This window comes from Agrobacterium sp. BT-220-3 (assembly GCF_025910175.1).
In the GTDB taxonomy this organism is placed as follows: domain Bacteria; phylum Pseudomonadota; class Alphaproteobacteria; order Rhizobiales; family Rhizobiaceae; genus Agrobacterium; species Agrobacterium oryzihabitans.
Map to the genome: position 1 here is coordinate 715,811 of NZ_JAPAIX010000001.1, position 25,534 is coordinate 741,344.

The window sequence follows — 25,534 nt, forward strand, 5'->3', positions numbered from 1 at the left end:
GTCATCCTCGGGCTTGTCCCGAGGATCTGCAACCGATTGATTTAATTCAACGTGATTAGATCCTTGGGACAAGCCCAAGGATGACGTCGAGGAAATACGCACCCTCTCGCCGTCAACTTCGCGTCAAAAGCAACGTGTCCTGTCATCTAGACCGGACAGCGGTGGACGCCCGCTTGAAGCGCGCATTCACATAGTTTGCGAGACACAGCAATACACAGGCCGATACGGCTGCACCTGCTGGCTCCATAAGCATGGCGATTGGCTGCCATGCGCTGCGTGCATTACCGGCGGAACAGGCCGCGGTCGATTTCGCGCTGGCGGAACTCGAGGTCGACATTCGACACGGAGCCGCTGAGATATTCGAATTCGCGTTCCTGGGTGGTCTTGCCACGAACAGCGCGGGCGATCTTGCGAAGCGGAGTAAACATGATTTTCGGTCCTTTCGGTTTGGAAGCGGCGTTTCTCATCGGTGTCAATCCACCGGCACGCCTCATTTCCTTTTCTTCAATTTCTGAGAGGAAGATAGTCGCAAACCCCACCAACGACCAGAGACAGGAAAAGGCCGCTGCCATGCATTCAACGCATAACAACGGCCTTTTCAAATGTGCAGACGGTCAAAAATGCCTCAATCGAAGGCACGCGTGACCGTGGATACGCAATCGAGATCCTTGAGCTGCGACAGGAGCTGGTTCAGCTGCCGCAAATCCCAGACTTCGACGTCGAGCGCCAGCTCGGAAAAATCCGTGCCGATGCGCACCATGTTGAGGCCGCGAATATTGACGTCCAGCGTTGCGATCGATTGCGCCACCGAGGCGAGCGTGCCCGGCTCGTTCAGCGCATTGATCATCACCCGTGCCATAAAGCGCGACTTGTTCGCCTCATCGAGATCCCAGCGCACGTCGATCCAGCGCTCCGGCTCGTCATCGAAGCGTTGCAGCGCAGGCGCCTGAATGGGATAGATGGTGATGCCCTTGCCTTTTTCCATGATGCCGACAATGCGGTCACCCGGAACGGCGCCGGCCGCACCGAAATGCACATCGACATTGCCGGAAAGGCCACGGATGGGCAGCGGGTCCGGTCCATCCAGCATCTCGGCCGCACCGTCGTCCTCGAGAACCGAGCGCGACTTGCCGGGGATCTTGAAGACCATGCCGGAGGCGCTGCGCATGTTGAACCAGCCATCGTCGCCGGTCATCTTCACCGTGACGCGCTCATCCTGATAATCGGGATAGACCGCACGCAGCACGTCGAGCGAGGAGACCTCACCACGTCCGACGGCGGCGATGGCGTCTTCCACATCCTTCTGCGCCAGGCGATGCAGCACGGGCTTCAGCGCTTCCCGGGAGAAGGCCTTGCCGGCGCGCTCGAAGGTGCGCTCCAGAATGCGATAACCGAGGCCGGAATATTGTTTGCGGATGGCCATGCGGGTGGCGCGGCGGATGGCCGAGCGGGCCTTGCCCGTCACCACCACCTCTTCCCATGCGGCAGGCGGCACCTGCACGCCGGAGCGGATGATCTCCACCTCATCGCCATTGTTGAGCCGGGTTACGAGTGGCATGATCCGCCCGTTGATCTTGGCGCCGACGGTCGTATCGCCAATATTGGTGTGCACGGCATAGGCGAAATCGATGGGTGTTGCGCCGCGCGGCAGCGCAATCAGCTTGCCCTTGGGCGTGAAGCAGAACACCTGGTCCTGGAACAGTTCCAGCTTGGTATGTTCGAGGAACTCTTCCGGGCTGTCGCCCTCGGCCAGCGATTCGATGGTGTGGCGCAGCCACGAATAGGCGTTCGACTCCTTGGAGAGCAGATCGCCCTCGCCGTTTTCGCCATCCTTGTAAAGCGCATGGGCGGCGATGCCGAATTCGGCGATCTCGTGCATGCGCTTGGTGCGGATCTGCAGCTCGATACGCTGGCGCGACGGGCCGACGATGGTGGTGTGGATGGAGCGATAGTCGTTCTGCTTCGGCGTGGAAATGTAATCCTTGAAGCGGCCCGGCACCACGCGCCAGCGGGTGTGCACGATGCCGAGCGCCCGGTAGCAGGAGGGAATATCGTCCACCAGAATGCGGAAACCGTAGACGTCGGAAAGCTGCTCGAAGGAGAGCGACTTCGACTGCATCTTGCGGAACACCGAATAGGGCTTCTTCTGACGCCCTTTGACGTTGGCCCCGATCAGGCCGTTCGCCACGAGAAGCTCGCGCAGCTCGTCCTCGATCTTCTTGATGAGGCCCTCGTTGCGCGTTTCCAGTTCCTGCAGGCGGTTGGTCACCGTCTCATAGGCTTCCGGGTTGAGATAACGGAAGGACAGGTCTTCCAGCTCGTCGCGCATGTCCTGCATGCCCATGCGGCCGGCGAGCGGCGCATAGATTTCCATGGTCTCTTCGGAAATGCGGCTGCGCTTGTCCGCCGGCATATATTCCATGGTGCGCATGTTGTGCAGGCGGTCGGCGAGCTTGACCAGAAGGACGCGCACGTCATCGGAAATGGCGAGCAGCAGCTTGCGCAGGTTTTCGGCCTGCTTGGCCTTGCGGGTGACGAGGTCGAGTTTCTTGAGCTTGGTCAGCCCCTCCACCAGCCTGCCGATGTCTTCGCCGAAAAGCTCGTCGATTTCAGCGCGGGTGGCGGTAGTGTCCTCGATCGTATCGTGCAGCAGCGCCACCGCGATGGTCGATTCGTCGAGATGCATTTCGGTGAGGATGGCGGCAACTTCCAGCGGATGCGAGATATAGGGGTCGCCATTGGCCCGCTTTTGCTGGCCATGTTTCTGCATGGCATACACATAGGCCTTGTTCAGCAGGGCCTCATTCGCATCCGGTTTATATTTTTGAACCCGCTCAACGAGTTCGTATTGCCGCATCATGCGATATTCCACAAAAAGAAAGCGCGCCAACCTTGGGGTCGGCGCACAATGCTGCATCAATAAGGATCAGATTATGACGGCAAATATTGACAGACGGTAACCACCGCCTGCCATGGCGTCATAAAGTCAGATCAATAGTCGTCATTTTTCTCTGGCGGCACAAGGCCTTCAATACCGGCCAGCAGTTCTTCTTCCGACATCTGGTCGAAAGTAACCGTTTCCGGCTGGTCGTCGTCTTCGCCATCGGCAGCAGCGGAGGCTGCGAGCGTGACCGGATCGGGCTCGGGCTCGTCCACTTCCACATGCTTCTGCAGCGAGTGGATGAGGTCTTCCTTCAGATCGTCGGGAGACAGCGTCTCATCAGCGATTTCGCGCAGCGCCACGACAGGGTTCTTGTCGTTGTCGCGGTCAACCGTGATGGAAGAGCCTTGAGAAATCTGGCGTGCACGGTGGCTGGCAAGAAGCACCAGCTCGAAACGGTTGTCTACTTTATCAATGCAATCTTCTACTGTGACGCGGGCCATTGCCTGTCCTTTGCGGGTCGTAATGTCGTGGATCAGAGCGCCGTGCGTTCCCGGGGGGTGCACAAGGGACACTCTAACCTATTGAATCTGTGCTTCGTGCCTTGAGAAAAACGCTGGATATTTTTCGCGACGATGCCTTCCAGCTTCCGATACAGCCATTGGCCGCGGAATTCAAGTTTTTCCTGTCTTTGGCGTCTTTTGGCACCTTATTGCCCATGTTTGGCGTCTGATGAACAAAATGTCTAGAAGAATTGTCTTGGAATACGGGGGAAGGTAGCTTACTTAAAACGCAACGGCGACGCGCAAAATTCGTTGATACGACATGATTTTTTGCGTTAGCGACCGGAAATAAAAGCCAGATAATGGCCTTTCCAAAAAAAGGAATGGGATGGAATGTTCGATCCACGGGAGAAAATTGCGCTCTTCATAGACGGGGCCAATCTTTATGCAGCATCGAAAAGCCTGGGGTTCGATATTGACTATCGCAAGCTTCTGAAGGCGTTTCAGAAGCGTGGCTATCTGCTGCGCGCTTATTATTACACCGCGCTTATCGAAGATCAGGAATATTCCTCGATCCGCCCTCTGATCGACTGGCTGGATTATAACGGCTACAAGGTCGTAACCAAGCCCGCCAAGGAATTCACGGACGCGCTGGGTCGCCGCAAGATCAAGGGCAACATGGATATCGAACTTGCCGTCGATGCCATGGAGCAGTCCGAGACCGTCGATCATCTGGTGCTGTTTTCCGGCGACGGCGATTTCACCACGCTCGTCGATGCGCTTCAGCGCAAGGGCCGCAAGGTTTCCGTGGTATCCACCATGGCAACGCAGCCCGCAATGATTGCCGACGACCTGCGCCGGCAGGCCGATCACTTCATTGATCTCATGACGCTGAAGGCCGAGATCGGCCGCGATCCGAACGAGCGCCCTGCCCGTCACGCCGAAAGCTCCGAGACGATCTGATCCCGGTTTTCACTGCGATTACATCACGAACGCGTCCGTACAAAAGACGGGCGCGTTTTTTGTTTGGCGTCCTCGCCTCGCGCAGCCGCCCGGCGTGAGAGGTAAAAATTGCCCTTGAAATTAACAAACATCAAATTCAGACAGTGAAAATTATAACTTGGTTAATTTTAGACGTGTCTAAATCACCGCAACGGCGCCAACCACATGATTTCGGTGCCAAATCAGGATGACTAGACATGCATGGCCAAGCAAAAACCGACCGACAACTCGATGAAAGACTGAATTTTCTGGGGCTCGGTCACGAGCAACGGCAAAACCTTTCAGAAATTAAGGGTGTCATCACCGGTTCTCTCGATGCTTCTCTCGACCGTTTTTATGCGAAGGTGCGAACGGTGCCGGAGACGGCGAAGTTCTTTTCGAGCGATGCGCATATTCAGCACGCCAAGAGCATGCAGGTGAAACACTGGACGCGAATTGCCTCCGGCACGTTCAATTCGGATTACACCGACGCCGTGACCGCCATTGGCCGCACCCATGCCAAGCTGGGGCTGGAGCCGCGATGGTATATTGGCGGTTATGCGCTGATGCTTGATGGCATCGTCAAGGCCGTCATCGATTCCGAATTGAAGGGCCTTTTCGTGGAAAAGAAGGCCAGAAAGCTGAAGGACGCCCTGACGGTGACCGTCAAGGCCGCCCTTCTCGACATGGACTATTCCATCTCCGTTTATCTCGACGTGCTCGCAGCCGAGCGACTGAAGGTGGAGGCAGAGCAGGCGCAGATGAAGAAGGAGCAGGACCATGTTCTCGAACTGCTCAACAACGCGCTCACCAAGCTGGCGAATGGCGACCTAACCTCCAGCATCGGCGAAAAAACCGCGCCGCAATTCGAAGGGCTGATCGCCAATTTCAATACGGCCGTCGGCAATCTCTCCGGTGCATTTGCGCAAATCGTCGAGGAAGCCAACAAGATATCGGGCAATACGCGCGAGCTGACGTCGGCGACAGACGACATGGCCCGCCGGACGGAGCAGCAGGCGGCAGCCCTTGAGGAAACCGCCGCCGCCGTTGAGGAAATCACCACCATCTCCAGGCTTTCGGCGCAGCGCTCCGAAGAGGCCAAGGCCATCGTCGAAAGCTCGGCTGTCGAGGCGGCACGGTCGCGCGATGTGGTGACTGAAGCGGTCAAGGCGATGGGCGCCATCGAGGAGTCGTCGCAGAAGATCACCCAGATCATTTCCGTCATCGACGAGATTTCGTTCCAGACCAATCTTCTGGCGCTGAATGCCGGCGTGGAAGCCGCCCGTGCCGGCGATGCCGGCAAGGGTTTTGCCGTCGTCGCCCAGGAAGTGCGCGAACTCGCCCAGCGTTCGGCCACCGCCGCCAAGGAAATCAAGACCCTGATCGCCAAATCCTCCGATGATGTGATGCAGGGTGTATCGCTGGTCAACAAGACTGGCGAATCCCTCAACACGATCGGCAACAAGGTCGATCACATCCAGGATCACATCACCTCGCTGACCAAGGCGGCGCAGGAGCAGTCCGTCGGCATTCAGGAAATCAGCGCCGCCATCAACAGCATGGACAATCTGACCCAGAAGAATGCGGCCATGGTGGAAGAAACCAATGCGGCGACGCATAATCTGAGCGATGTCAGCGCCAATCTCGCAGCGCTTGTCAGCCGCTTCAGCGTTTCGGCGTCGAAGGCCTATGTGGAGCGGACTTACCGGGCTGCGTAACGGCTCGCTGCAGCGAAAGTATCCTCGCTCTCCTCATTCCTGTGCTTGTCACAGGAATCTAGCCAGCCCAAGTCTTTGGGCTGGAAAGACTCTCTCTCCGCGCGGACGCGCGTCAGCTGGATTCCTGTGACAGGCACAGGAATGAGGGAGTAGGGTTTAAGCGTTGCCGCCCTTCAGCAGCCGCGACTTCTGCCGGTTCCAGTCGCGTTCCTTCTCCGTCTCGCGCTTGTCGTGCAGCTTCTTGCCCTTGGCGAGCGCCAGTTCCAGCTTCGCGCGGCCCTTTTCGTTGAAATAGACCTTCAGCGGCACCAGTGTCATGCCGTCGCGGTTGATGCCGGCGCGCAGGCGGCTGATTTCGCGTTTGCTCAAAAGCAGCTTGCGGCGGCGGCGCGGCTCGTGGTTGAACCGGTTGGCCTGCAGATATTCCGGCAGGTGGGAGTTGATCAGCCAGATTTCATCGCCCTCGTCCGAGGCATAGGATTCGGCGATGTTCGCCTTGCCTTCGCGCAGCGACTTGACCTCGGTGCCGGTCAGCACGAGGCCCGCCTCATAGGTGTCGATGATTTCGTAGTTGAACCGGGCCTTGCGGTTTTCCGCAACGATCTTGTTCACCACGCGCTGGCTGCCTTTGGGGGCCATGATATTTCAATCCCTTGTTTTTCTTATTGCGCCGCAGCCTGCCGGCCGGAGCGGTTTTCGAACTATATTTTTGCGCATGTCTTTGTCCCAAAACCGGTGACCACTTCTGGGAGGCATGCTCTATTTAGTATCGTCGTCGCAAAAAGAAAAGGCGCGCGGAACCGCTTCTGTCGCGAAGCAGGTCCATTGCGCGCCTTCAAGGCCTTCAAGCCTCCCTCAGTTCATCAGGCCGGCATGTTTCAGCGCGGCATCAATCGCTGCTTCCGTTGCCGGTTCCAGCGTGCTCATCAATGGCGAGCGAACCTTGCGGTTGCCGCCACGGGTTTTCGAAAGCGCGTATTTGGTGCCGCAGACGCCGGGCTCCATGAAGATGGCCTTGTGCAGCGGCATCAGGCGGTCCTGATACTCAAGGGCCTTGGCATAATCGCCGGCAAGCATCGCCGCCTGGAACTCCGAACAGAGCCGCGGCGCGACATTGGCGCTGACCGAAATGCAACCGACGCCGCCATGGGCGTTGAAGCCGAGCGCCGTGCCGTCTTCACCCGAAAGCTGGATGAAATCCTTACCGCAGGAAATGCGCTGTTCGGAAACACGGTCGATCTTGCCCGTCGCATCCTTGACGCCGACAATGTTCTTATGGGCCTTGACCAGCGCGCCCATGGTTTCCGGCGACATATCCACGACCGAGCGCGGCGGGATATTGTAGATGACGATCGGCAACTTCACCGCTTCGGCGACAGCGGCAAAATGGGCGAAAAGCCCCTTCTGTGTCGGCTTGTTGTAATAAGGGGTGACCACCAGCAGCGCGTCCGCACCGGCATCCTGCGCATGCAGGGCAAGCTCGATCGCCTCATCGGTATTGTTGGAGCCAGCGCCCGCAATGACCGGAACCCGTTTCGCCGCTACCTCAATGCACAGCTCGACCACACGTTTGTGCTCGTCGTGGGACAGGGTTGGAGATTCCCCCGTCGTGCCAACAGGCACAAGTCCGTTGCTGCCTTCGGCGATCTGCCATTCCACATGGGCGGCAAATGCCTGTTCGTCCACGGCGCCATTGTCCGTGAACGGGGTAATGAGGGCGGGAATTGATCCCTTGAACATGCAAAGCTCCTGGCGCCGAGCCGGTTCATGCTTCGGCCGCATTCGATGGTTAAAACCGGCACACATTAGTGCCAGCCCTTGGCGCCGACAAGCGCAAAGGAAGCCTATTTTGTCCGAAATTGTCGGAAGTGTGACACTCTTCGAGCGCCACACGGCAGCTGAAAAAACGAGGCGGTGGAAATGCGCGCCGCTCGCGAGCCGGTGAATAAAAGTTGATAGGATTGCGCGGCGGCAGGTAAGATTTCGTTAACCTCGATCTCCGTAGATTTGAAGGCGGGATTTCGGACCAGAACCACAGGCGCTTCCCGCAATCCCGCTGCAATGAATTGACAATACAAGAAGGTCGATTGTTTCCGTCCGGTGATGAAGAGCGGTATGAAAAAGACAGTTTGGGCATTGATGGCGGCAGGTCTTGCCGCAACCGTTTGGAACGCGCTGGCCGGCCCCGTGCCGGAAGGTTCCGTGCCGCTTCCCTATGTGAAGCCGAATGCGCCGACCGTTCCTGCCTTCATGCCCGCCTCCCCCGAAATCACCGGTGCGATACCGCGGCTTAACCGTCCCGATGATGCCGGCCAGTTGAAGGTGGGCCTCGACGCCCTTTCCAGCCGCGATGCCGCGCGCGCCATTGCACTGCGCAACGCCATGCCCTCGGGCAGCCTTGACCGGCACATTCTTTCCTGGGCGATTGCCGTTTCCGGCCAGAAGGATGTGCCTTCTGCCGAGATCGCCGCAGCCCAGCGCGAATTGACCGGCTGGCCGGGTGCGGCAACCTTGCGCGCCAATTCAGAAAAAGCGCTTTACCGTGAAGATCCACCCGCGTCCCAGGTGCTTGCCGCCTTTGGCAGCAGCCGGCCGGAAACGGCCGAGGGCACGGTGGTGCTCGCCAAGGCTTTTGCTTCTTCCGGCAAGGGCGCCGAAGCGCAGAACCTCGTTCGCCAGCTCTGGGTGAGCGAAGGCATGGACAAGGACATGGAAGACCGTGTTCTTGCCGAGTTCCCCACTTACCTCACGCCCGCCGACCACAAGGCGCGCATGGATTACCTGATGTATCGCAGCCGCATCGGCCAGGCGAAGCGCTTTGGCGATCTGGGCAAGGCGCAGCCGCTTTACAATGCCTGGGCCGCCGTGTTGCAGCGATCCGCCAATGCGGGCGCGCTTCTGGGCAAGGTGGATGCGACATGGCGCAACGACACGGCTTTTCTCTTCGCGCGCGTTGAAAACCTGCGCAACCAGCAAAAATACCCCGAAGCGGCCGCCCTGCTGCGGCAGGCACCCAAAGAAGCGGGCAAACTCGTCAATCCCGGCGAATGGTGGAACGAGCGGCGCATCATCGCCCGCGGTCTTGCGGATCTCGGTAATTTCGCCGAGGCCTATCGCATCGTCGCCAATCATTCGGCCACCTCCGCCGTTGATATTGCCGATGCGGAATTCCACGCCGGCTGGTACGCGCTGCGGGCGCTGCGCGACCCCGCGGCGGCCTCCCGCCACTTCAATACGCTTTTGCAGACCTCGAACCGGCCGCTTTCGGCCTCGCGCGCCTATTATTGGCTCGGACGGGCGGCGGAAGCGGGCGGGCCGGGCAATGCGCGAGATTTCTTCACCAAGGCCGCCGGTCATCCCGGCACCTTTTATGGCCAGCTCGCCGCTGCACGGATAGGCGCAAAGACACTGAACGTGACCTATCCCGCCCCCAGTGGCGGCGACCGTGAACGCTTCGCCGGCCGCGAAGCCGTGCGCGCCATCGACCGGCTGGAGGCCGCAGGTTATGGCTGGCGGGCCGACAGCCTTTACCGGTCGCTGGCGGATCAGCTCGACAGCCCGGGCGAACTTGCCATTCTGGCCGCCCGCGCGGAGGGCAACGGCAACCATCAGGTTTCGCTGCAAATCGGCAAGACGGCCTTCAGCCGCGGTATAGATGCGGCAGCGCTCGCCTACCCGCTCGGCGTCATTCCCGCGAGCGCCAATATTGCCGGCTCCGGCAAGGCGCTTGCCTATGCCATCGCCCGACAGGAAAGCGCCTTCAACCCGGCCGCGGTCTCCGCCGCCAATGCCCGCGGGCTGCTGCAATTATTGCCGGGAACCGCCAAGGGCGTGGCCGGACGCCATGGCCTGCCCTATACGCAGGCAATGCTGACCAGCGACGCGGGCTATAACGCCACGCTCGGCGCCCATTATCTCGGCGAACAGATCGACAGTTTCGGCGGCTCCTATATCCTCACCTTCATCGCCTATAATGCCGGACCGAAGCGCGTGCCGGAATGGATCGCCCGTTACGGCGACCCGCGCGGCAAGCCCATCGACGAGGTGGTTGACTGGATCGAGCGCATCCCCTTCCCCGAAACCCGCAACTATGTGCAGCGGGTGATGGAGAATTATCAGGTTTACAAGACCCGGCTTGGACAGGCCGCCGATATCGTCGATGATTTGCGTCATGGGCGGGCGGGATAACGACCAGCATCGGCCGATCGCTGCATGCATTCGAGCACCGGCTGGTCCGGTGCTTTTTTGTTTTCCGCATTTGAACGGAAGACTTTTCTGCCTTTGATGGCTTCAAAAGAAAAAGCCCGGCTCGAGAGCCGGGCTTTCCATCACTGACAATGTCAGATCAGATTAGAACGTGCGCTGAAGGCGAACGAAACCGGTGACCTGGTCGTCAGCACCATCTTCATCGTAGTAGTTCGCGGTGATCTTCGTGCTCAGACCTTCGGTGATCTTGTAGTCAACCGTCAGACCAGCAGTCCAGGCGTCACGGTCGCCAGTGAAGTCGCCGTCAAGCTGGTTAACGTCCAGCTTGCTGAGGTATTCGAAGCCGGGGGTAAGCGTCAGACGATCCGTAGCCTTGATCGCGTACTCAACCGCAACAGCCCATTCAGACTTTGCGTAGTAAGCGTTGTCGCCCGAAGCCCACACACCGGCGAGGCCGAAGGTGCCCGGACCAATGTCCGCGAACAGGATGCCACGGATGGCAACGTTTTCTGCATCGAAGTCGTAGCTGGCGATCAGGTTGGCGGTAACTGCGCCGAACTTGCCGCCGATCATGCCGCCGATGCCGACGTTGTTGTCCGGACCGTACTGGTACTGACCGTACTGGCCTTCGAGCTCGTCAACCGAGAGAGCAGCCTGGAAAGAGCCCGCATCGTAGGTGTACTTGATCGAGTTGAACAGGGTGTTGGTCGACAGGATGTCGGTTTCACCGTTCAGATCGTCGTCCCACCAGCTGTAGAACTTACCGACTTTCAGGCCGCCGAGTTCGATGAAGGCCTGGTCAACGAAAACGCTCGAAGACGAGGAAGAACCATTGTCAGCATTGCCGCGGAAGCCGATGAAGCCACGCAGAGCGCCGAGTTCAGTGTCGGTGCGGGTGTCGATTTCGAACTGAGCGCGCGTGAACGAATCCCAATCAGACGTGCCGCCAGCTGCGGTGCCGGCGCTGGAACCGTTACCGCGGTTAAAGTCGGTCTGGAAACGGATGTAACCGCCGAACTTCAGGCAGGTTTCGGTGCCGGGGATGTAGAAGAAGCCGGTGCCGAAAGCGTCGCAAACGCGAACGTATTCGAGGGGCTCAGGCTCAGCAGCGACGATAGCGTCAGCAGCCTGTGCGCCGGATACTGCTGCGAGAGCCGCAGCGGAGCCGATGAGAAGGCTCTTGATGTTCATGGTTGACCTCCAGTCAAACGCTTAATCTTCTAAGCAGCGAGTGGGAAACACAAATCGATGCGTGCCGCTTATGGAGATGATTAGAGCCAAAACGGGCCGGACAGGCAATCGCAATCGTGACAAAAGGAAGACAGTAAGGTGTCCTTAGTTTTTCATTGTTGCGAAATAGCTACAATTCTAATTGCCCCAACTCAATTCTTAATGAATCGTTAATTTCTTATTTATTTCACATACTTACGAGGAAAGGCGAAATTCCCTCGCGAGCAAGATTCGGCCAAAAAACAGAATGCCGACGCAATCACGCCACGCGAAGTTGCCAAAAAAGCGATTTGCTGGGCTGTAGAATCGGACACGTTCGGCGCTCAGAACCGCCTCACCGCCCCGCTCAATATATGAACGAATCGGCAGCCATGGACGCCGTCTAACGCCAGTCAGAGAAAATGCACTCGAAGCACCGCAGTCAATCGTAGCTCGATCACCTGTGCAGTGATGCGTCACACGCGCCTTCCGAGGTCAGATTGACAGAAAATAAAAAAGCCCGGCTCGAGAGCCGGGCTTCCATCACTGACAATGTCAGATCAGATTAGAACGAACGCTGAAGGCGAACGAAACCGGTAACCTGGTCGTCACGGTTGTCGATGTCAACGTAGTTAACAGCGATCTTCGTGGAGAGGCCCTGCGTGATCTTGTAGTCGAGCGTCAGACCAGCCTTCCAGCCGTCGTCGTTCGAGAAGTCGTCCCAGGAAACCAGGCCGTAGTTGCCGTAGTACTGAACGCCGGGGGTCAGCGTCAGCTTGTCGGTTGCCTTGATGGCGTATTCCGCAGCAATTGCCCACTCGGAGACGTTGTAGTAAGCGTTTGCGCCGGAAGCCCAAACACCAGCCAGGCCAAGCGTGCCCGGACCAACGTCAGCCGTTGCGATCAGGCGTACAGAGCCGTTTTCGCGGTCGGTGTCGTAGCCGCCGATGAGCTGGAAGGAAGCAGCGCCGAGCTTGGCGCCAACGCCGAGAGCAACACCAACATTGTTGTCGGATTCGTTAAGCGTGCCACCAAGGGTGTTGGCGACGCTAACGCCTTCGAGTTCGTCAACCGAAACGCCTGCCCAGAAGGAACCAGCGTCGTAGGTGTAACGAATGGAGTTGAACAGAGCGTTGGAAGACAGCTCGTCCGTTTCGCCAGAGAGGCCATCGTCCCACCAGCTGTAGAACTTACCGACCTTCAGGCCGCCGAGTTCGATGAAGGCCTGGTCAACGAAAACGCTCGAGGACGAGGAAGAGCCGTTGTCAGCATTGCCGCGGAAACCGATGAAGCCACGCAGAGCGCCGAGCTCGGTGTCGGTGCGGGTGTCGATTTCGAACTGAGCGCGCGTGAAAGCGTCCCAATCAGAAGTGCCGCCGTTGTTGGTGCCGGCGCTTGTACCGTTACCGTTCTTGAAGTCTACCTGGAAACGAACGTAGCCCTGGAACTTCAGGCAGGTTTCGGTGCCGGGGATGTAGAAGAAGCCGGTGCCGAAAGCGTCGCAAACGCGAACGTATTCGAGGGGCTCAGGCTCAGCAGCGACGATAGCGTCAGCAGCCTGGGCGCCGGATACTGCTGCGAGTGCCGCAGCGGAGCCGATCAGAAGGCTCTTGATGTTCATGGTTGACCTCCAGTCAAAGTTTTTAAAAGGGTCTGGGTACTTTCGCTGAAGGACAGCATTCCCTGCCCCATTCCCGTGTTCTTAGAAGCCAAACGATCCACCGCCTCGCTTCTGGTCGTGAAAATACAAAAGGTTTCGCGGCTTGCAATCGCCAACATCCGATAAACCGCATTTACGTATATGCTTCATTTCGGTTTGTTGCGGAAACAACACACAGCGCGTCGCCAGCTGGCAGGCGGCTTTACAATGCGTTAAGAAGTTCCTTGAAAATCCGTTAGTTAGCGCGGTTAACAAGGCCTTTCTAAACTACGAGCCTTTTCCATGAACTATTGCTTCGCCGGCCAAGGATAACGGAAATTTTTGCTTTTCCTTATCCCGTCCCCGATACGGCATCACCAACAGCACCGATAAACACAGACGGGTCGACGCCGTTTCATCAAACAACGAATCGGAAAGCTGGTTCCGGTCCGTCATACGGCGTGCTGATTTGCATCAAACAGGTGCGTGTCGCTGAACACGACACAATGCGAGTCGTTCAGTTCACACGGCTGGCGCATAGCCCCAGCATGAACCTCATGGGACCGGCATCTCAATTCCGTGAGCGCCGTGAGAAAACGCGCGCTCCGCTCTGCGCGGGACTGTCGGAAGGAGCGAGGGCTGGTTGCCAGGCTTGATCACGCAAAGGTTGGCGCGATCCGATAGTACAATGGCGCGGTCCGATACTGACGCCGAAAAACCAATCCCATAAACAGTCGCTCATCACGAAATTGGGAAGCGCAAGATGACTGGAACGATCCTCATTACCGGAACTTCGAGTGGACTTGGCCGTGCCACGGCCAAGCTCTTTCAGGCGAAGGGATGGAACGTCATCGCAACGATGCGCGACCCTGCGTCCGAAACAGAGCTGACGCAGCTTGCCAATACCCTCGTCACCCGCCTCGATGTTCAGGATGCCGTGTCGATCACTGCCGCGGTGGCCGCCGGCCTGGCAGCGTTCGGGCGTATCGACGCCCTCGTCAACAATGCGGGCTATGGCGCTTACGGCCCCCTTGAGACAACGCCTCTGAAAAGTATTCGCCGCCAATATGAAGTGAACGTCCTTGGACTGATGGCAACGACCAAAGCCCTTCTGCCACATTTCCGGGCAAACCGCAGTGGTACAATCGTCAACATCTCATCGATGGGTGGACGGATCGCCTTTCCGACCGGCACGCTTTATCACGGTACCAAGTTCGCGGTGGAGGGCTTTTCTGAAGCGCTGCAATATGAGCTGGCGCCAATTGGCATCCGTGTGAAAATTGTCCAGCCCGGCATGATCAATACCGATTTTTCCGGGCGGTCCTTCGAATACAACAACGATCCGGCGCTTGTTGAATATCAGCCCCTTATTCAGGGCATGGGGGATCTTGTGAGTTCGATGAAGGAACACACCTCGTCGCCGGAGGCGATTGCGGAAGTCGTTTACGAAGCGACAACGGACGAGAGCGACCGGCTCCGCTATATCGCTGGCGCTGATGCGGAGCGGTTTCTGGCCGCGCGCGACGCGTCAGACGATGCAGAGTTTTTTGCTGCTCTGAAGGCGCAGGTCGGGATGGTTTAAGTTGTATCGCCGGCCCATCGGACGATCTTCTGCAACGCCCATCTGTTCGCCCGCTGCTTGATGAATATCACCGCCTCTGGAACGAAATCGAGGAGGAACGGGCGATGGACTTCACCCGCTGCGGGCGTGCGAAGTGATAGGCCCTAATTAAAGCCGGTATCAACAGCAGGTATATTTTGATGTCTTGGACGCAGGGTTATGTAGACGGCCTGGACTATACGTTCGATTTTTACCGGGAGTTGACGCCTTCATTGCTGGGCTTCGCAGCCCTTTGCAGGGGGCAGAAATTTGCCTTTGAAGGCCGGCCACTGAAATATTGCGAGCTTGGCTGCGGCCAAGGATTTTCGACCAATCTTCTTGCCGCCGCCAATCCCGACATCGAATTTTATGCCAATGATTTCAATCCCGCCCACATTGCCGGCGCGCGATCGCTGGCCAATGACGCCGCACTCGCCAATGTCCACTTTTACGAGCATGCGTTCGCAGATTTTACCGACGAGCCCGCGCTTCCGGATGGCTTCGATATCATCTCTCTCCACGGGGTCTACAGCTGGATATCGGCAAAGAACCGCGGCGAGATCGCAAACTTCATCTTTCGCAAGCTGAAGCCCGGTGGTCTCGTCTTCATCAGCTACAACACACTTCCCGGCTGGTCGTCTGTCCTGCCTTTGCGGCGCATCCTTATCGATCAGGCAAATCGAAGTTCAGGACCATTGCAGGCGCGCATCGAGGAAGCCCTCGCTTTCGCGGACACGCTTCTCAACTCAGATGCAGGATATTTCAAAAACAATCCTTCGGTGAAAACGCATTTCGGCCAGATGCAGCCGATGTCGCGCAATTATCTCGCGCACGAATATTTCAATGAGGACTGGCATCCCATGTATTTTGCGGATGTCGTCAGGGAGTTGTCTGCGGCAAAGCTCTCATTCCTCGGCTCGGTCGATCTGCTTGATGTGGTAGAGAGCCAGTTGCTGAGCCCCGCGCAGCACGATTTGCTGGGCGGTGAGGCGGATCCGATACAGCGCGAGGCGTTGAAAGCCATCGTGACGAATGAGCAGTTTCGTCGGGATCTGTTCGTAAAGGGCGCAATCCCCCATTCGGTTCGAAGTTCGGCAGGCGGATGGATCGATGCCCGGTTTGCGCTTTCCAGACCGCGCGACGTGGTTGCCGCAGCCCTGAAACGGCGTTTTACAAATCAGCAGCTTCAAGAGGCGGTTTACGAGCCGCTGCTGAATGTTCTGTCTGGCGGTCCCGTTACCGTGCGGGAAATTTTGAGCGACAGTATCGTTGGTCGTTCTCTGTCCTGGGGGCAAGTGACGGACACGCTGAGCACACTCGTCGGCGCAGGATACCTCCAGCCATGCCTGCGGGCGGAGGGACAGGCGAAGCGCGATAAAAGCTGCGCCGCGTTCAACGCTGCTGTTTGCAGGAGCGCGAAGGACAGCGAAACTCTACAGTTTCTCGCCTCTCCGGTGACCGGCGGTGGCGTCAGGTTGGACAGGTTCGAACAGCTTTTTCTTCTGGCGATAAGTGACGGTAAAGAGCAGCCGGAAGAATGGGCCATTTATGCCTGGTCAGTGCTTGCTCCCCAGGGACAGAAATTGTTGAAGGAGGGAAAAACGCTCGAAACCGACGAAGAGAATTTGACCGAACTCTTCGCACGGGCGAACGCGTTTACCAATAATCTGCTTCCAGTATGTCGCTCCCTGCGCATCGTGCAATAAACGTCCGGTCGGTATTGCTGAAAGTTGCTGGCCGTTGAAATATGCGCTGCAAGTGGACGGCTGACGTCACCGCGCGCGAGAAACCAGAATGGCCTCATCGAACACCTACGCGATTGATACGACTTGGCGGATGATTCTCAAGGACCTCGGCATCGTCCCTGCCAACGCCCTGCGGCGTGCGGGCCTGTCAGACGATCTTCTGCAACACCGCTCAGTTCGCCTCCTGCCCGATGAATACCACCGTCTCTGGAACGGAATGGAGGCGGAGGCGGGTGATGGACTTCTCCCGCTGCGGGTGTGCGAAGCGATCCGCGGCGAAGCTTTTTCGCCGCCGATCTTCGCCGCCTTGTGCAGCCCGAACCTCGTAACGGCCATCCGCCGCATCGCTCAATACAAGCGGCTGATCGCGCCAATGCACATCGAGGTATTGGAGGAGCATGATGCGATGACCTTGGTGCTCTCGTGGATCTGTGCGGACCAGCCGCCGGATTCCCTGATCCTGCTGGAACTGATCTTTTTCGTGTCGCTCGCTCGCATGGGGACGCGCGAGACGGTTATTCCAATCGCAGTGACGGCGACCGCCCTGCCCTCACCGATCGCCCCTTACGAAGCTTTTCTTGGGATAAGCCTGAAACAGGGGGCGCACTATCAGCTCGTCTTTAGTGCAGCCGATGCGACCCGCCCCTTCCTGACCTCAAATTCGCAAATGTGGGCGACATTCGAGCCCCATCTACGTCAGCAGCTCGCCGAACTCGATGGAGATGTCACGACGTCGCAACGCGTTCGTGCGGCCCTTCTCGAGGGAATCCCGAGCGGGCGTATTTCCGTTGAGGCGATCGCCGGGAAGCTCGCGATGAGCAAGCGAACCTTGCAACGGCGCATCGAGTCTGAAGGCGCCAGCTATCAGCAACTCCTGGCGGAGACACGCGAAGCTCTTGCACACCACTACCTCATGAAGACGGCCCTGCCCCTGACAGAGATCTCTTTCCTGCTCGGGTTTGATGAGCCGAACTCGTTTTATCGCGCCTTTCGGACGTGGACGGGAAAGACCCCGGATAGTGTCAGGTGTACGCACTGAGCGGAGCCGCTTGTTCGACCCGCAGAACCCCCTGTGAACGCTTTTCTGGCCTCATCTCTATTCGGGATCTGGCACGCACCGACGCGGCTTGTATCGGCGCCCATGCTGCGAAGCGCATCGCCTCAAGAGGCGGTGGATGATTCAATCCGCACACGATAAAAATGCTTAAGGCCTGGTAGCGGGGGAAGTCGGCGGTACGGAATTTCCCGTTTGTGCCGAAATGGCGGAGAGGATGGGATTCGAACCCACGATACGCTTTTGACGTATACTCCCTTAGCAGGGGAGCGCCTTCGACCACTCGGCCACCTCTCCGGTGCGGCCTGATTATTGCTTAAAAAAAATGATTGCAAGGCTTTTTCGCCGAGAAGCCGAAAAACCTGTTGGTGGAGCAACGGTCAGTGAAACTTTGCAGGCAATTGGGGAACTTCTTTAAGGCCGGCACGTTCTCGCTTCGGAAACAAAAGAGGTGTTCTAATGGCTCAGACCAAACTGAATGTTGTCGAAGACACGATCGAAAACCAGATTGCGGAGTTGCGCACGCAAATCGCGTCTCTCTCCAAATCCGTTTCCGCCCGCGCGGAAGGTGTAGGCGAGGATGCATCCGAATTTCTGGATGAGGCACGTGGCCGCGTTCGCAAAGCGGCAAGCAACGTGCGCGCCCAGGGACAGAACGTCGTGGAGGCGGTCAAGGAAAATCCCGGCACCGCGACCTCGCTGCTGACGATCGTCGGCGCACTCGGTTTTGCGATCGGTTATGCGGTCGGCGCGGGTACACAGCAGGGCTCGTCCAACAGCAGCCTTTATCGCTGGCGCTGATAGTCTGCCTATACGACCAAAACCCAGGGCAAGGCGGGATTTATTCCGCCTTGCTTCTTCGCGTTAATTCCAAAGACATGAAAAATGGGGGCGAACATGCAGTTCAGCGACGATCTTGAAGAGGCATTGTCGGATTTTGCGAGAGATCACGGCATTAACAGGGATGAGGCGATCCAGCGCATCGTCCGCGCCGCCCTCATAAACAGCGGTTATCTTGCCTCCGGCGAAGAGGGCATTCCGCCGGAAAAGCTGAATGCCAGCAACGACGATTGAGCGTCAGTATCCGGATTTCGCCGCAGGTGCTGCCCCGCCCTTGTAGCGGCTGGAGAGCGTCCGCAACGTGTTGGCAAATTCCGTGACATCGGCACCGACGGCGACAAAGGACGCACCGAGTTCGAGATAACGGCGATTGAAAGTCTCATTGAAGGTGAGAATGCCGGCAGCCTTGCCGGCCGCGACGATCTTGACGATTGCCGCCTCGATGACCGCCTGCACTTCAGGCTCATCCAGCCTGCCGAGATAGCCCATATCCGCCGCAAGATCCGCCGGGCCGATGAAGACGCCGTCCACCCCTTCCACCGCGAGAATATTGTCGAGATCGTTGATCGCCGCACGGGTTTCGGCCTGCACCAGCAGGCAGACGCTGTCGGAAGCGCTATCCGCATAATCGGCTATCGTATTAAAGGCGGAGGCGCGGGCAACGGCCGCCCCCATGCCGCGAATGCCGCGCGGCGGATAATGCATGGCGCTGACCAAACCTTCAGCCTGGGCTGCCGAATCAACCATGGGAACGAGCAGCGTGCGGGCGCCCGCATCCAATAGCTGCTTGATCATCCAGCTTTCGCCGACCGGCACACGCACCACCGGCTCGGCGGGCGACGTGGCAAGGGCGCGCAGCTGGTCGATGATGCTGCGCAGATCGTTGGGCCCATGCTCGCCGTCAATCACCAGCCAGTCGAACCCCGCTGTTCCGGCGATTTCCGCCGTGATGGCCTCACCCATGTCGAGCCAGAGACCGATTTGCGGCTTGCCGGCATGGATGGCTGTTTTGAAACGATTTTCGGGAGCGGGCATGATGTCCTCAGGAGAGCAGTAATTTCAGATCGGCAGACGGGTCCGCCAGGATGGTGCGGTCAGGCTCTGCGCCAGTATCGAGCAGTTTCTTGCCGGAGACATAGGCCTTCGCGTCATTGACGGCATCCACGGCCACGAAGCGGCCATCGCGGAAATACCAGACAGACCAGCTGCCTTCGCGTGCGCCGGGCCGCAGCACCGTCTCGTCATAACCGAGATTGAAACCGGCAATCTGCAGCTTCACCTCGTATTGATCCGACCAGAACCACGGCCTGGCGTCATAGGCGATTTCGGTGCCCGCCAGCACATGAGCGGCGGCCTCGGCCTGATCGACCGCGTTCTGGACCGATTCGATTCGCACATGCTGGCCGCGCCAGGGCAGCAAGGCACAATCGCCCACCGCATGAATATCCTTGTCCGAGCTGCGGGTATATTCGTCCACCAGAATGCCATTGCCGACATCGAGGCCCGATTCGCGGGCAAGACGATCATTCGGCGTCACGCCGATGCCGACGATGACGAAATCCACGTCGAGCGTCGAACCATCGGAAAGTTCAGCGGCGGCAACCCGGCCATCCATGCCGACAAGACGCACGAGGCCGGTCTTTTCGCGGATCGCGACGCCGTTTGCCTGATGGATGCCGCGCATGATGTCAGCCGTTTCCTTCGCCGCCACGCGCTGGAGAATACGGTCGGCCATTTCGATCAGCGTCACATCGAGACCGAGCTTGCGGGCGACGGCCGCCGCCTCCAGACCGATATAACCGCCACCGATGACCAGCAGCCGGCGGCCGGGCTTCATCTCTTCCATCAGCCGGTCGGCATCGCGCTTGTCGCGAACGGTCAGAACCCCTTCGAGATCGCCGCCGATGCTGGCGGGCAGCAGGCGTGGTGAAGCACCGGTTGCCAGCACCAGCCTGTCGTAGGAAAGCGTGCTGCCATCCTGCATGCGCAACGATTTGGCCGCGCGGTCGATCTCCTCCACCCAGGTGGAGAGCCGGATATCGACATTGTTTTCCGCGTACCATTCCACGGGGCGAAACATCAGCCGGTCGAAGCTCATCTCGCCGAGAAGGTATTTTTTGGAAAGCGGCGGCCGCTGGTAAGGATAGGCATCCTCGGAACCGATGATGGTGATGGGGCGCTCATCCTTCAGCGCCCTGAGCTTTGCGGCCAGCGCGAAAGCGGCCTGCCCTGCCCCGACGATTACCAGCCTTCCCGTCACATTCCACTCCCAGAACAATCGCGATGGGACGATCCTGCCGCATTCACGAAGCCATATTGCCGGATCAGGCGTAACGCCAAGTACGGCCCGCGTCAACCGCGCAGCCACGCCAGCCCTGTGCAAGCATGACGCATTATCAGCACTGGCTCAGACAGGACTGCAACCGGAAGGAGCCGGGCGCATTTCCATCAAGGGAAACATCGTTTTGCGAAATGGATGTTGGCCCATGTCGAGACGGACAAGGTATAATTGCGCGGATTTCCTTCACGACCTGGCAAGGAAGCCGCGTTAAAATAGGCACCAGGAAGAGGCAATCCGGGAGGTTGTCATGGCTTTACATATGGATCCCCGTCAAAGCGTCCCCCAGGACGAGCAGTACGAGAAATTTCAGATCGACCGGCCCGGCAAGATCACCTTCATCGGGCATCATCTCAGCGCCAAGGACACGATGCGCTGCCTCGTGCGCACCATTTCCCTTTACGGCGCGGAACTCGAAGTCAGCCCGCATCTGGAGATGCCTGCCAATTTCTATCTGGAAATCCTCGGTATTCGCGACGAAATCGGCTGCACGCTGATCCGTCGGGAGGAGGAAAAGGTGACCATCGGCTTCAACATGCTGATCGATGCCGAATTCCTGCACCATGTGCGCAGGTTGAGTTTCGAGACCAGCGCCTGAACCCGACACGGCGTGCCGACCGATTCGCCGGCAGGTTTTTCTGTCGGGGAGTGGCAAAAACTGTTCCAAAACAGTCATCCGATAACCGGGCGCAGCTTGCGTCCGGTTTTTTTGCACCTATTGTGTGCCGGGTTTTAAAACAGGTACCGGAACTCTCAGCCAATGTCCGCTTTTTCACGCCTTACGCCGCTTGCCGTCTCGCTCCCTTCAACCGTTCCTTTCGTTGGCCCCGAGGCCATCGAGCGAAACCGCGGCCTGAAGGTGGAAGCGCGGATAGGCGCCAACGAAAGCGGCTTTGGCCCCGCCCCTTCCGTGCTTCTGGCCATGCGGGATGCGGCCGCCGACACCTGGATGTATAGCGATCCGGAAAATTTCGAGTTGAAGGAGGCGCTGGCCATCCACCACGGCGTTGCGCGCGGCAACATTGCCATTGGCGGCGGGGTCGATGGGTTGCTGGGTGAGATCGCAAGGCTGATCGTCGAGCCGGGAACGCCGGTGGTCACGTCGCTCGGCGGTTATCCCACCTTCAATTATCATGTGAACGGCTTTGGCGGAAAACTCGTGACCACGCCCTATGTCGATGATCACGAGGATCTCGACGGGCTTCTCGATCTCGTTATCCGGGAAAATGCACCGCTCGTCTATTTCGCCAATCCCGACAATCCGATGGGAAGTTGGTGGGAAGCAAGCGAGGTCGTTGCCTTTGCCCGGGCGTTGCCGGAAACCTGCCTGCTCATTCTGGACGAGGCCTATTGCGAAACCGCACCTGCCAGCGCCGTTCCGGCCATTGACGCGCTGATCGGCCAGCCGAACATCCTGCGCATGCGCACTTTCTCGAAGGCCTATGGGCTGGCTGGCGCCCGCGTGGGTTATGCCATCGGCACGCTTGGCAATGTCGAAGCCTTCGACAAGATCCGCAATCATTTCGGCATGGCGCGTATTTCTGTCGCCGGCGCATTGGCGGCGCTGAAGGACCAGGCCTATCTGCATGAGGTCGTCGGGAAAATCTCAGAGGCCCGCGATCGCATCTCGGCGATTGCCCGCGATAACGAGTTTTCGCCACTCCCCTCCGCCACCAATTTCGTCACCATCGATTGTCACCGCGACGGCACTTACGCCCGCGCCATCGTTGACGGCTTGATGGAACATGGCGTGTTCATCCGCATGCCGGGCATCGCTCCGCTCAACCGCTGCATTCGCGTGAGTGTGGGACCGGAAGACAAGCTTGATCTTTTTGAAACGGCGCTGCCGAAGGTTATCAAGGCGATTGGGTGATATTTAATGCTTTCCTTTCCGTCATTCCGGCCCTGAGCCGGAATCCAGCGCGATCAAGTCCTTGATCGCGAAAGACTCTTTCACGCCGCAGACGCGGCGTGGCTGGATGCCGGATCAAGTCCGGCATGACGGAAGAAGGAAGCAAATCGAAAACCGCATCTGCCATGTCTGCCGGAGCGGTTTCATCCCCACCACAGCGTGATGCGAATGCGATTCAAAATCCGCCCGCAAGCCCCTGCCCGCGAATCATTTTCCAGAAAACGACATTGCCAAACATAAGAAAACCGCGCCGGCCTTGTTCCTGCCGGTCGCGGTTTGATGTGTCAGCGCAAAAGCCCTTTTCAAAGCCCTCGCCGCATTCCCCTTCGGGTTTACTTTCGTTTGCACCGGTCATCGGGACTGGAGGGAACCTGACCGGAAATTCTATCGCGGATGCGGGTGCGTCAGTGCATCGTCATCCAGTCGCGGGCGGCACGCAGCGCTTCGGCCAGTTCCGCCTTGGTCATGTTGCGGGCAAGATCGGCGCGCAGCGAAGCGGCTCTTTCCGATCCGCGGATCGCGGCGATGTTGAGCCATTTGTGGGCCGCAACCAGGTCCACCTTGCATCCCCGCCCGGTCGCATAGACCAGGCCGAGATTGCAAAGGGTGTCGGCGCGGGTTTCGCCACCGGCAACTGCCATTTCGATATCGCGAATTTCAAAGCGTGCCATCGTTTTTATCCCTGTCTTCTCGCCTGTTTCATCAAGTGCCTTCTTGCCGAGGCTACCGTTCGAACCTGCCGTCTTATGCGGCTTTTTTGTCCTTCCGGCCGGCAGGTTTTCCCTGCGCTTTTGATGAGCCCAATATGCCATGAGGCCTTCAACGGGCACTTAAAAGGCATGATTAATGTGACGCAAACAAACTGCAAACGATTGGTAAAATTGGGTTTTTGTTAAATATCGCAAGGTGCGGAAATTAAGGACTTTGCGGCGAATTTTACGAAAACTTCAGAATTGGATTTCAACCCTTCATTCACCACGATCAAAACAACGATTTTTGAATTTCCCACCCTCCTTCGCTTTCCGCAGGCGCAAATGCTCCCTAACGACCGCAAATTTCTGTTTCCTTTTACGTGAACGTAAAATAATATCCGCCTGCCTGTCATGAGGATGAAACAGGCAAAGGACAAAGCGAACGGGGCGAGCAATCGTTGCGCCGCAGGGCGGCCATGCATCGTGGATGGCGCATGGCAGCCGAAGAGGTTTGGATCTGCGCATATAGTCCCTGACCGGGTTCAGGAGAGGCTGCGCGAATTTCGGGAGGAGTTTTTATGAAGCGTGTGATGATGATTGCCGCCGCCCTCATGATGGGCGGCACCTTTGCCTTTGCCGCCGAGCCCATTGAAGGCAACTGGAAGACGGCAAGCGGCGAGACAGCCTCAATCGGCCCCTGCGGCGCAGCCTTCTGCGTGACGCTGAAGACCGGCAAACATGCGGGAAAACAGATCGGCAAGCTTTCCGGCAAGGGAAACAGCTATGCCGGTGAAATCACCGATCCCGCCGCCGACAAGACCTATAGCGGCTCCGGCACCGTTTCCGGCAATTCGCTGAGCATGAAGGGTTGCGTGCTGAAGATCCTGTGCAAATCACAGACCTGGACGCGGCTGTAAGACAAGGCGCGGCGGGTAAGCTTTGACAGCTTGCCTGCCGTTGCAAACGGATGTGGCGTGGAACAGATTTATCCGCTGGTGTATCTTTACGGCCCAGCCGAACACCATCAAGAGCGACGCATGCGCCCCACCCTCTCCACAATCCTGATCTCGGGCACCTCGCATGTCGGCAAAAGCACCCTTGCCGGTCGCTTGAGCGCAAAGCTCGGTTGCGAGGCAATATCGACCGACAGTCTCGCGCGCCACCCGGGACGTCCCTGGCCCGGCATACCGGCGCCTGTGGAGGAATTTTACTCGCAGCTGTCGGCAGAAACGATCCATTGGTTTCTGAAGGTGCATCACCAGAATATCTGGCCGCTTATCCGCGCGCTGATCGACAGCAAAACCGGCACCGGCAATCTCGCCATTTTCGAGGGTGCGGCCCTGCGGCCGGAATTGATAGCCCCGCTTCTTGATATCACCACCGCCGGTGTCTTCCTCCATGCGGAGAATGATTTTCTTCTGGAGAGAATGCGCTCGCAGGCGCAATACGCCGATGCGACGGCCGGCCAGCGCCGGCTCTTGGATGCCTTCATCGAACGATCGCTGCGTGAAAATACCGAAATGCTGGCATCGGCGCGGCAACACGGCATGCCGCTTGTGGATGTTGCGAAACCCGCAGCGCTTGAGAGCTTCGTCGTCGAACTTGTCGAGCGCGCCGGAGCTTCTCCCGCATGATGCGGAAAACGGGCATCCATGCTCCTTGCACCTTCGAAAGCTTCAATTTCTGCCGCAATCTGGCCTGTTAACCTCCCTGAACACCATATGAACCGGGGTCTCAGGGTCCGTTCAGTCCGACTGTGGCAAAACTCTGTCCATCAACTCCAATAAAGGGGAATGGACATGACAAAGTTGATCAGCCGGCTGGCAATCTTCGCGTTTCTCATGGCGATCTTCGCCATGTCCTTCGCTTCGCTCGTCGTCAATCCCAACCGCAGCTTTCAGCGGGTGAATGCCGGTGCGGCCATCGCCTGCCAGCATAGCCCGGCACCCATCGCCAATTGCCCCGTCGTGCTCTAAGAAGGACAGGTCCATGACCAGCAGCTTTTCCAATGGCCTGTTTTCCGCACTGAGACTGGTGCTGATGGCCTCGATCTTTCTCGGCCCGGTGGCGGGACTTGCGGTTTACAAGGCCGATCCCCGCCCGGCATCCAAGGGCGCCGGTTTCGTGCTCCTGATGAGCCTGCAGCGCGGCGCGCTCGGCTGAGATTTCGCAAATCCCTTATCGCTTCAGCCGCTTTTTCCGTTTCTTTTCAGTTT

25 protein-coding genes and 1 tRNA gene are annotated in these 25,534 nt (G+C 58.2%); 14 read left to right on the forward strand and 12 right to left on the reverse strand.

Annotated features, from left to right (window positions below; all coding sequences use genetic code 11):
- Positions 1 to 281: 281 nt before the first annotated feature.
- From OK142_RS03715 to rpoZ, 3 genes are all read right to left on the reverse strand, one after another.
- A complete protein-coding gene (locus OK142_RS03715) occupies positions 282 to 428 on the reverse strand; it encodes a hypothetical protein (RefSeq protein ID WP_003496944.1) in 147 nt (48 codons plus the stop codon).
- Positions 429 to 625: 197 nt separating this feature from the next.
- Positions 626 to 2,860 (reverse strand): RelA/SpoT family protein, encoded by a 2,235-nt coding sequence (locus OK142_RS03720; protein WP_035242706.1) that lies wholly within the window; start codon positions 2,858 to 2,860, stop codon positions 626 to 628.
- A 131-nt stretch (positions 2,861 to 2,991) separates the two neighbouring features.
- On the reverse strand, positions 2,992 to 3,384 hold the full coding sequence (rpoZ, locus tag OK142_RS03725) for a DNA-directed RNA polymerase subunit omega (protein ID WP_082184018.1): 393 nt from the start codon (positions 3,382 to 3,384) through the stop codon (positions 2,992 to 2,994).
- A gap of 393 nt (positions 3,385 to 3,777) precedes the next feature.
- Here rpoZ and OK142_RS03730 point away from each other — a divergent pair, with 393 nt between their 5' ends.
- The gene (locus tag OK142_RS03730; protein ID WP_003496951.1) at positions 3,778 to 4,347 is read left to right on the forward strand and encodes a LabA-like NYN domain-containing protein; all 570 of its coding nucleotides are present in this window, start codon (positions 3,778 to 3,780) and stop codon (positions 4,345 to 4,347) included.
- A gap of 236 nt (positions 4,348 to 4,583) precedes the next feature.
- Entirely contained in the window at positions 4,584 to 6,083 is a 1,500-nt protein-coding gene (locus OK142_RS03735) for a methyl-accepting chemotaxis protein (RefSeq protein WP_498681125.1), read from the forward strand.
- A gap of 156 nt (positions 6,084 to 6,239) precedes the next feature.
- Here the strand turns inward: OK142_RS03735 and smpB are convergent, their stop codons facing one another.
- Positions 6,240 to 6,722 (reverse strand): SsrA-binding protein SmpB, encoded by a 483-nt coding sequence (smpB, locus tag OK142_RS03740; protein WP_035218083.1) that lies wholly within the window; start codon positions 6,720 to 6,722, stop codon positions 6,240 to 6,242.
- Between the two features lie 216 nt (positions 6,723 to 6,938).
- The gene (gene dapA / locus OK142_RS03745) at positions 6,939 to 7,823 is read right to left on the reverse strand and encodes a 4-hydroxy-tetrahydrodipicolinate synthase (protein WP_216331045.1); all 885 of its coding nucleotides are present in this window, start codon (positions 7,821 to 7,823) and stop codon (positions 6,939 to 6,941) included.
- A gap of 375 nt (positions 7,824 to 8,198) precedes the next feature.
- Between dapA and OK142_RS03750 the strand changes: the two genes are divergently transcribed.
- Complete coding sequence (locus tag OK142_RS03750) at positions 8,199 to 10,271, forward strand: lytic transglycosylase domain-containing protein (protein WP_498681127.1); 2,073 nt, start codon at positions 8,199 to 8,201, stop codon at positions 10,269 to 10,271.
- Between the two features lie 162 nt (positions 10,272 to 10,433).
- Here the strand turns inward: OK142_RS03750 and OK142_RS03755 are convergent, their stop codons facing one another.
- Together OK142_RS03755 and OK142_RS03760 are read right to left on the reverse strand one after the other, a co-directional pair.
- The gene (locus OK142_RS03755; protein WP_498681129.1) at positions 10,434 to 11,480 is read right to left on the reverse strand and encodes a porin; all 1,047 of its coding nucleotides are present in this window, start codon (positions 11,478 to 11,480) and stop codon (positions 10,434 to 10,436) included.
- A gap of 583 nt (positions 11,481 to 12,063) precedes the next feature.
- Positions 12,064 to 13,119, reverse strand: a complete 1,056-nt coding sequence (locus OK142_RS03760) for a porin (RefSeq protein ID WP_082184013.1) — start codon at positions 13,117 to 13,119, stop codon at positions 12,064 to 12,066.
- 781 nt (positions 13,120 to 13,900) lie between these two features.
- On the opposite strand from OK142_RS03760, the gene OK142_RS03765 reads away from it, so the two are divergent.
- The 3 genes from OK142_RS03765 (at position 13,901) to OK142_RS03775 (ending at position 17,521) form a co-directional block, all read left to right on the forward strand.
- Positions 13,901 to 14,719, forward strand: coding sequence for an SDR family oxidoreductase (locus tag OK142_RS03765; RefSeq protein WP_498681131.1), 819 nt, complete (start codon positions 13,901 to 13,903; stop codon positions 14,717 to 14,719).
- 179 nt (positions 14,720 to 14,898) lie between these two features.
- The gene (locus OK142_RS03770) at positions 14,899 to 16,443 is read left to right on the forward strand and encodes a methyltransferase regulatory domain-containing protein (RefSeq protein ID WP_498681132.1); all 1,545 of its coding nucleotides are present in this window, start codon (positions 14,899 to 14,901) and stop codon (positions 16,441 to 16,443) included.
- Between the two features lie 88 nt (positions 16,444 to 16,531).
- A complete protein-coding gene (locus tag OK142_RS03775; RefSeq protein WP_498681134.1) occupies positions 16,532 to 17,521 on the forward strand; it encodes an AraC family transcriptional regulator in 990 nt (329 codons plus the stop codon).
- A 221-nt stretch (positions 17,522 to 17,742) separates the two neighbouring features.
- Here OK142_RS03775 and OK142_RS03780 read toward each other — a convergent pair.
- A tRNA-Ser gene (locus tag OK142_RS03780) sits at positions 17,743 to 17,833 on the reverse strand.
- Positions 17,834 to 17,995: 162 nt separating this feature from the next.
- Here OK142_RS03780 and OK142_RS03785 point away from each other — a divergent pair.
- Positions 17,996 to 18,337, forward strand: coding sequence for a hypothetical protein (locus tag OK142_RS03785; protein WP_498681135.1), 342 nt, complete (start codon positions 17,996 to 17,998; stop codon positions 18,335 to 18,337).
- Positions 18,338 to 18,433: 96 nt separating this feature from the next.
- A complete protein-coding gene (locus OK142_RS03790) occupies positions 18,434 to 18,610 on the forward strand; it encodes a hypothetical protein (RefSeq protein WP_003496976.1) in 177 nt (58 codons plus the stop codon).
- 3 nt (positions 18,611 to 18,613) lie between these two features.
- Here the strand turns inward: OK142_RS03790 and OK142_RS03795 are convergent, their stop codons facing one another.
- Positions 18,614 to 19,411: an aldolase/citrate lyase family protein gene (locus tag OK142_RS03795; protein ID WP_498681137.1), complete on the reverse strand. Its 798-nt coding sequence runs from the start codon at positions 19,409 to 19,411 to the stop codon at positions 18,614 to 18,616.
- 7 nt (positions 19,412 to 19,418) lie between these two features.
- Positions 19,419 to 20,636 (reverse strand): NAD(P)/FAD-dependent oxidoreductase, encoded by a 1,218-nt coding sequence (locus OK142_RS03800; RefSeq protein ID WP_498681138.1) that lies wholly within the window; start codon positions 20,634 to 20,636, stop codon positions 19,419 to 19,421.
- A 328-nt stretch (positions 20,637 to 20,964) separates the two neighbouring features.
- Here OK142_RS03800 and OK142_RS03805 point away from each other — a divergent pair, with 328 nt between their 5' ends.
- Positions 20,965 to 21,312, forward strand: a complete 348-nt coding sequence (locus OK142_RS03805; protein ID WP_035242718.1) for a hypothetical protein — start codon at positions 20,965 to 20,967, stop codon at positions 21,310 to 21,312.
- 162 nt (positions 21,313 to 21,474) lie between these two features.
- Complete coding sequence (locus OK142_RS03810) at positions 21,475 to 22,587, forward strand: pyridoxal phosphate-dependent aminotransferase (protein WP_216331037.1); 1,113 nt, start codon at positions 21,475 to 21,477, stop codon at positions 22,585 to 22,587.
- 214 nt (positions 22,588 to 22,801) lie between these two features.
- Here OK142_RS03810 and OK142_RS03815 read toward each other — a convergent pair whose 3' ends face one another.
- Both OK142_RS03815 and OK142_RS03820 read right to left on the reverse strand, forming a co-directional pair.
- On the reverse strand, positions 22,802 to 22,981 hold the full coding sequence (locus tag OK142_RS03815) for a hypothetical protein (protein ID WP_082184010.1): 180 nt from the start codon (positions 22,979 to 22,981) through the stop codon (positions 22,802 to 22,804).
- A 49-nt stretch (positions 22,982 to 23,030) separates the two neighbouring features.
- Complete coding sequence (locus OK142_RS03820) at positions 23,031 to 23,297, reverse strand: SEL1-like repeat protein (RefSeq protein WP_003496982.1); 267 nt, start codon at positions 23,295 to 23,297, stop codon at positions 23,031 to 23,033.
- 599 nt (positions 23,298 to 23,896) lie between these two features.
- Here OK142_RS03820 and OK142_RS03825 point away from each other — a divergent pair.
- From OK142_RS03825 to OK142_RS03840, 4 genes are all read left to right on the forward strand, one after another.
- Positions 23,897 to 24,235, forward strand: coding sequence for a DUF2147 domain-containing protein (locus OK142_RS03825; RefSeq protein WP_003496984.1), 339 nt, complete (start codon positions 23,897 to 23,899; stop codon positions 24,233 to 24,235).
- A gap of 120 nt (positions 24,236 to 24,355) precedes the next feature.
- A complete protein-coding gene (locus OK142_RS03830) occupies positions 24,356 to 24,952 on the forward strand; it encodes a hypothetical protein (protein ID WP_498681723.1) in 597 nt (198 codons plus the stop codon).
- 159 nt (positions 24,953 to 25,111) lie between these two features.
- Positions 25,112 to 25,294 carry a hypothetical protein gene (locus tag OK142_RS03835; RefSeq protein WP_313614401.1) on the forward strand — a complete coding sequence of 61 codons (183 nt, stop codon included), beginning with the start codon at positions 25,112 to 25,114 and terminating at the stop codon, positions 25,292 to 25,294.
- A gap of 13 nt (positions 25,295 to 25,307) precedes the next feature.
- Positions 25,308 to 25,481, forward strand: a complete 174-nt coding sequence (locus OK142_RS03840) for a hypothetical protein (RefSeq protein WP_003496987.1) — start codon at positions 25,308 to 25,310, stop codon at positions 25,479 to 25,481.
- Positions 25,482 to 25,534: the final 53 nt, after the last annotated feature.

Coding starts and splice junctions, on each gene's coding strand:
- OK142_RS03760 (WP_082184013.1), bottom strand. CDS start 13,119: ATGAACATCAAGAGCCTTCTGATCGGCTCCGCTGCGGCACTCGCAGCA.
- smpB (WP_035218083.1), bottom strand. CDS start 6,722: ATGGCCCCCAAAGGCAGCCAGCGCGTGGTGAACAAGATCGTTGCGGAA.
- rpoZ (WP_082184018.1), bottom strand. CDS start 3,384: ATGGCCCGCGTCACAGTAGAAGATTGCATTGATAAAGTAGACAACCGT.
- OK142_RS03835 (WP_313614401.1), top strand. CDS start 25,112: ATGGACATGACAAAGTTGATCAGCCGGCTGGCAATCTTCGCGTTTCTC.
- OK142_RS03715 (WP_003496944.1), bottom strand. CDS start 428: ATGTTTACTCCGCTTCGCAAGATCGCCCGCGCTGTTCGTGGCAAGACC.
- OK142_RS03840 (WP_003496987.1), top strand. CDS start 25,308: ATGACCAGCAGCTTTTCCAATGGCCTGTTTTCCGCACTGAGACTGGTG.
- OK142_RS03720 (WP_035242706.1), bottom strand. CDS start 2,860: ATGATGCGGCAATACGAACTCGTTGAGCGGGTTCAAAAATATAAACCG.
- OK142_RS03825 (WP_003496984.1), top strand. CDS start 23,897: ATGAAGCGTGTGATGATGATTGCCGCCGCCCTCATGATGGGCGGCACC.
- OK142_RS03735 (WP_498681125.1), top strand. CDS start 4,584: ATGCATGGCCAAGCAAAAACCGACCGACAACTCGATGAAAGACTGAAT.
- OK142_RS03775 (WP_498681134.1), top strand. CDS start 16,532: ATGGCCTCATCGAACACCTACGCGATTGATACGACTTGGCGGATGATT.
- OK142_RS03790 (WP_003496976.1), top strand. CDS start 18,434: ATGCAGTTCAGCGACGATCTTGAAGAGGCATTGTCGGATTTTGCGAGA.
- OK142_RS03730 (WP_003496951.1), top strand. CDS start 3,778: ATGTTCGATCCACGGGAGAAAATTGCGCTCTTCATAGACGGGGCCAAT.
- OK142_RS03805 (WP_035242718.1), top strand. CDS start 20,965: ATGGCTTTACATATGGATCCCCGTCAAAGCGTCCCCCAGGACGAGCAG.
- OK142_RS03815 (WP_082184010.1), bottom strand. CDS start 22,981: ATGACCGGTGCAAACGAAAGTAAACCCGAAGGGGAATGCGGCGAGGGC.
- OK142_RS03830 (WP_498681723.1), top strand. CDS start 24,356: ATGCGCCCCACCCTCTCCACAATCCTGATCTCGGGCACCTCGCATGTC.
- OK142_RS03810 (WP_216331037.1), top strand. CDS start 21,475: ATGTCCGCTTTTTCACGCCTTACGCCGCTTGCCGTCTCGCTCCCTTCA.
- OK142_RS03755 (WP_498681129.1), bottom strand. CDS start 11,480: ATGAACATCAAGAGCCTTCTCATCGGCTCCGCTGCGGCTCTCGCAGCA.
- OK142_RS03770 (WP_498681132.1), top strand. CDS start 14,899: ATGTCTTGGACGCAGGGTTATGTAGACGGCCTGGACTATACGTTCGAT.
- OK142_RS03795 (WP_498681137.1), bottom strand. CDS start 19,411: ATGCCCGCTCCCGAAAATCGTTTCAAAACAGCCATCCATGCCGGCAAG.
- OK142_RS03765 (WP_498681131.1), top strand. CDS start 13,901: ATGACTGGAACGATCCTCATTACCGGAACTTCGAGTGGACTTGGCCGT.
- OK142_RS03820 (WP_003496982.1), bottom strand. CDS start 23,297: ATGGCACGCTTTGAAATTCGCGATATCGAAATGGCAGTTGCCGGTGGC.
- OK142_RS03785 (WP_498681135.1), top strand. CDS start 17,996: ATGGCTCAGACCAAACTGAATGTTGTCGAAGACACGATCGAAAACCAG.
- dapA (WP_216331045.1), bottom strand. CDS start 7,823: ATGTTCAAGGGATCAATTCCCGCCCTCATTACCCCGTTCACGGACAAT.
- OK142_RS03750 (WP_498681127.1), top strand. CDS start 8,199: ATGAAAAAGACAGTTTGGGCATTGATGGCGGCAGGTCTTGCCGCAACC.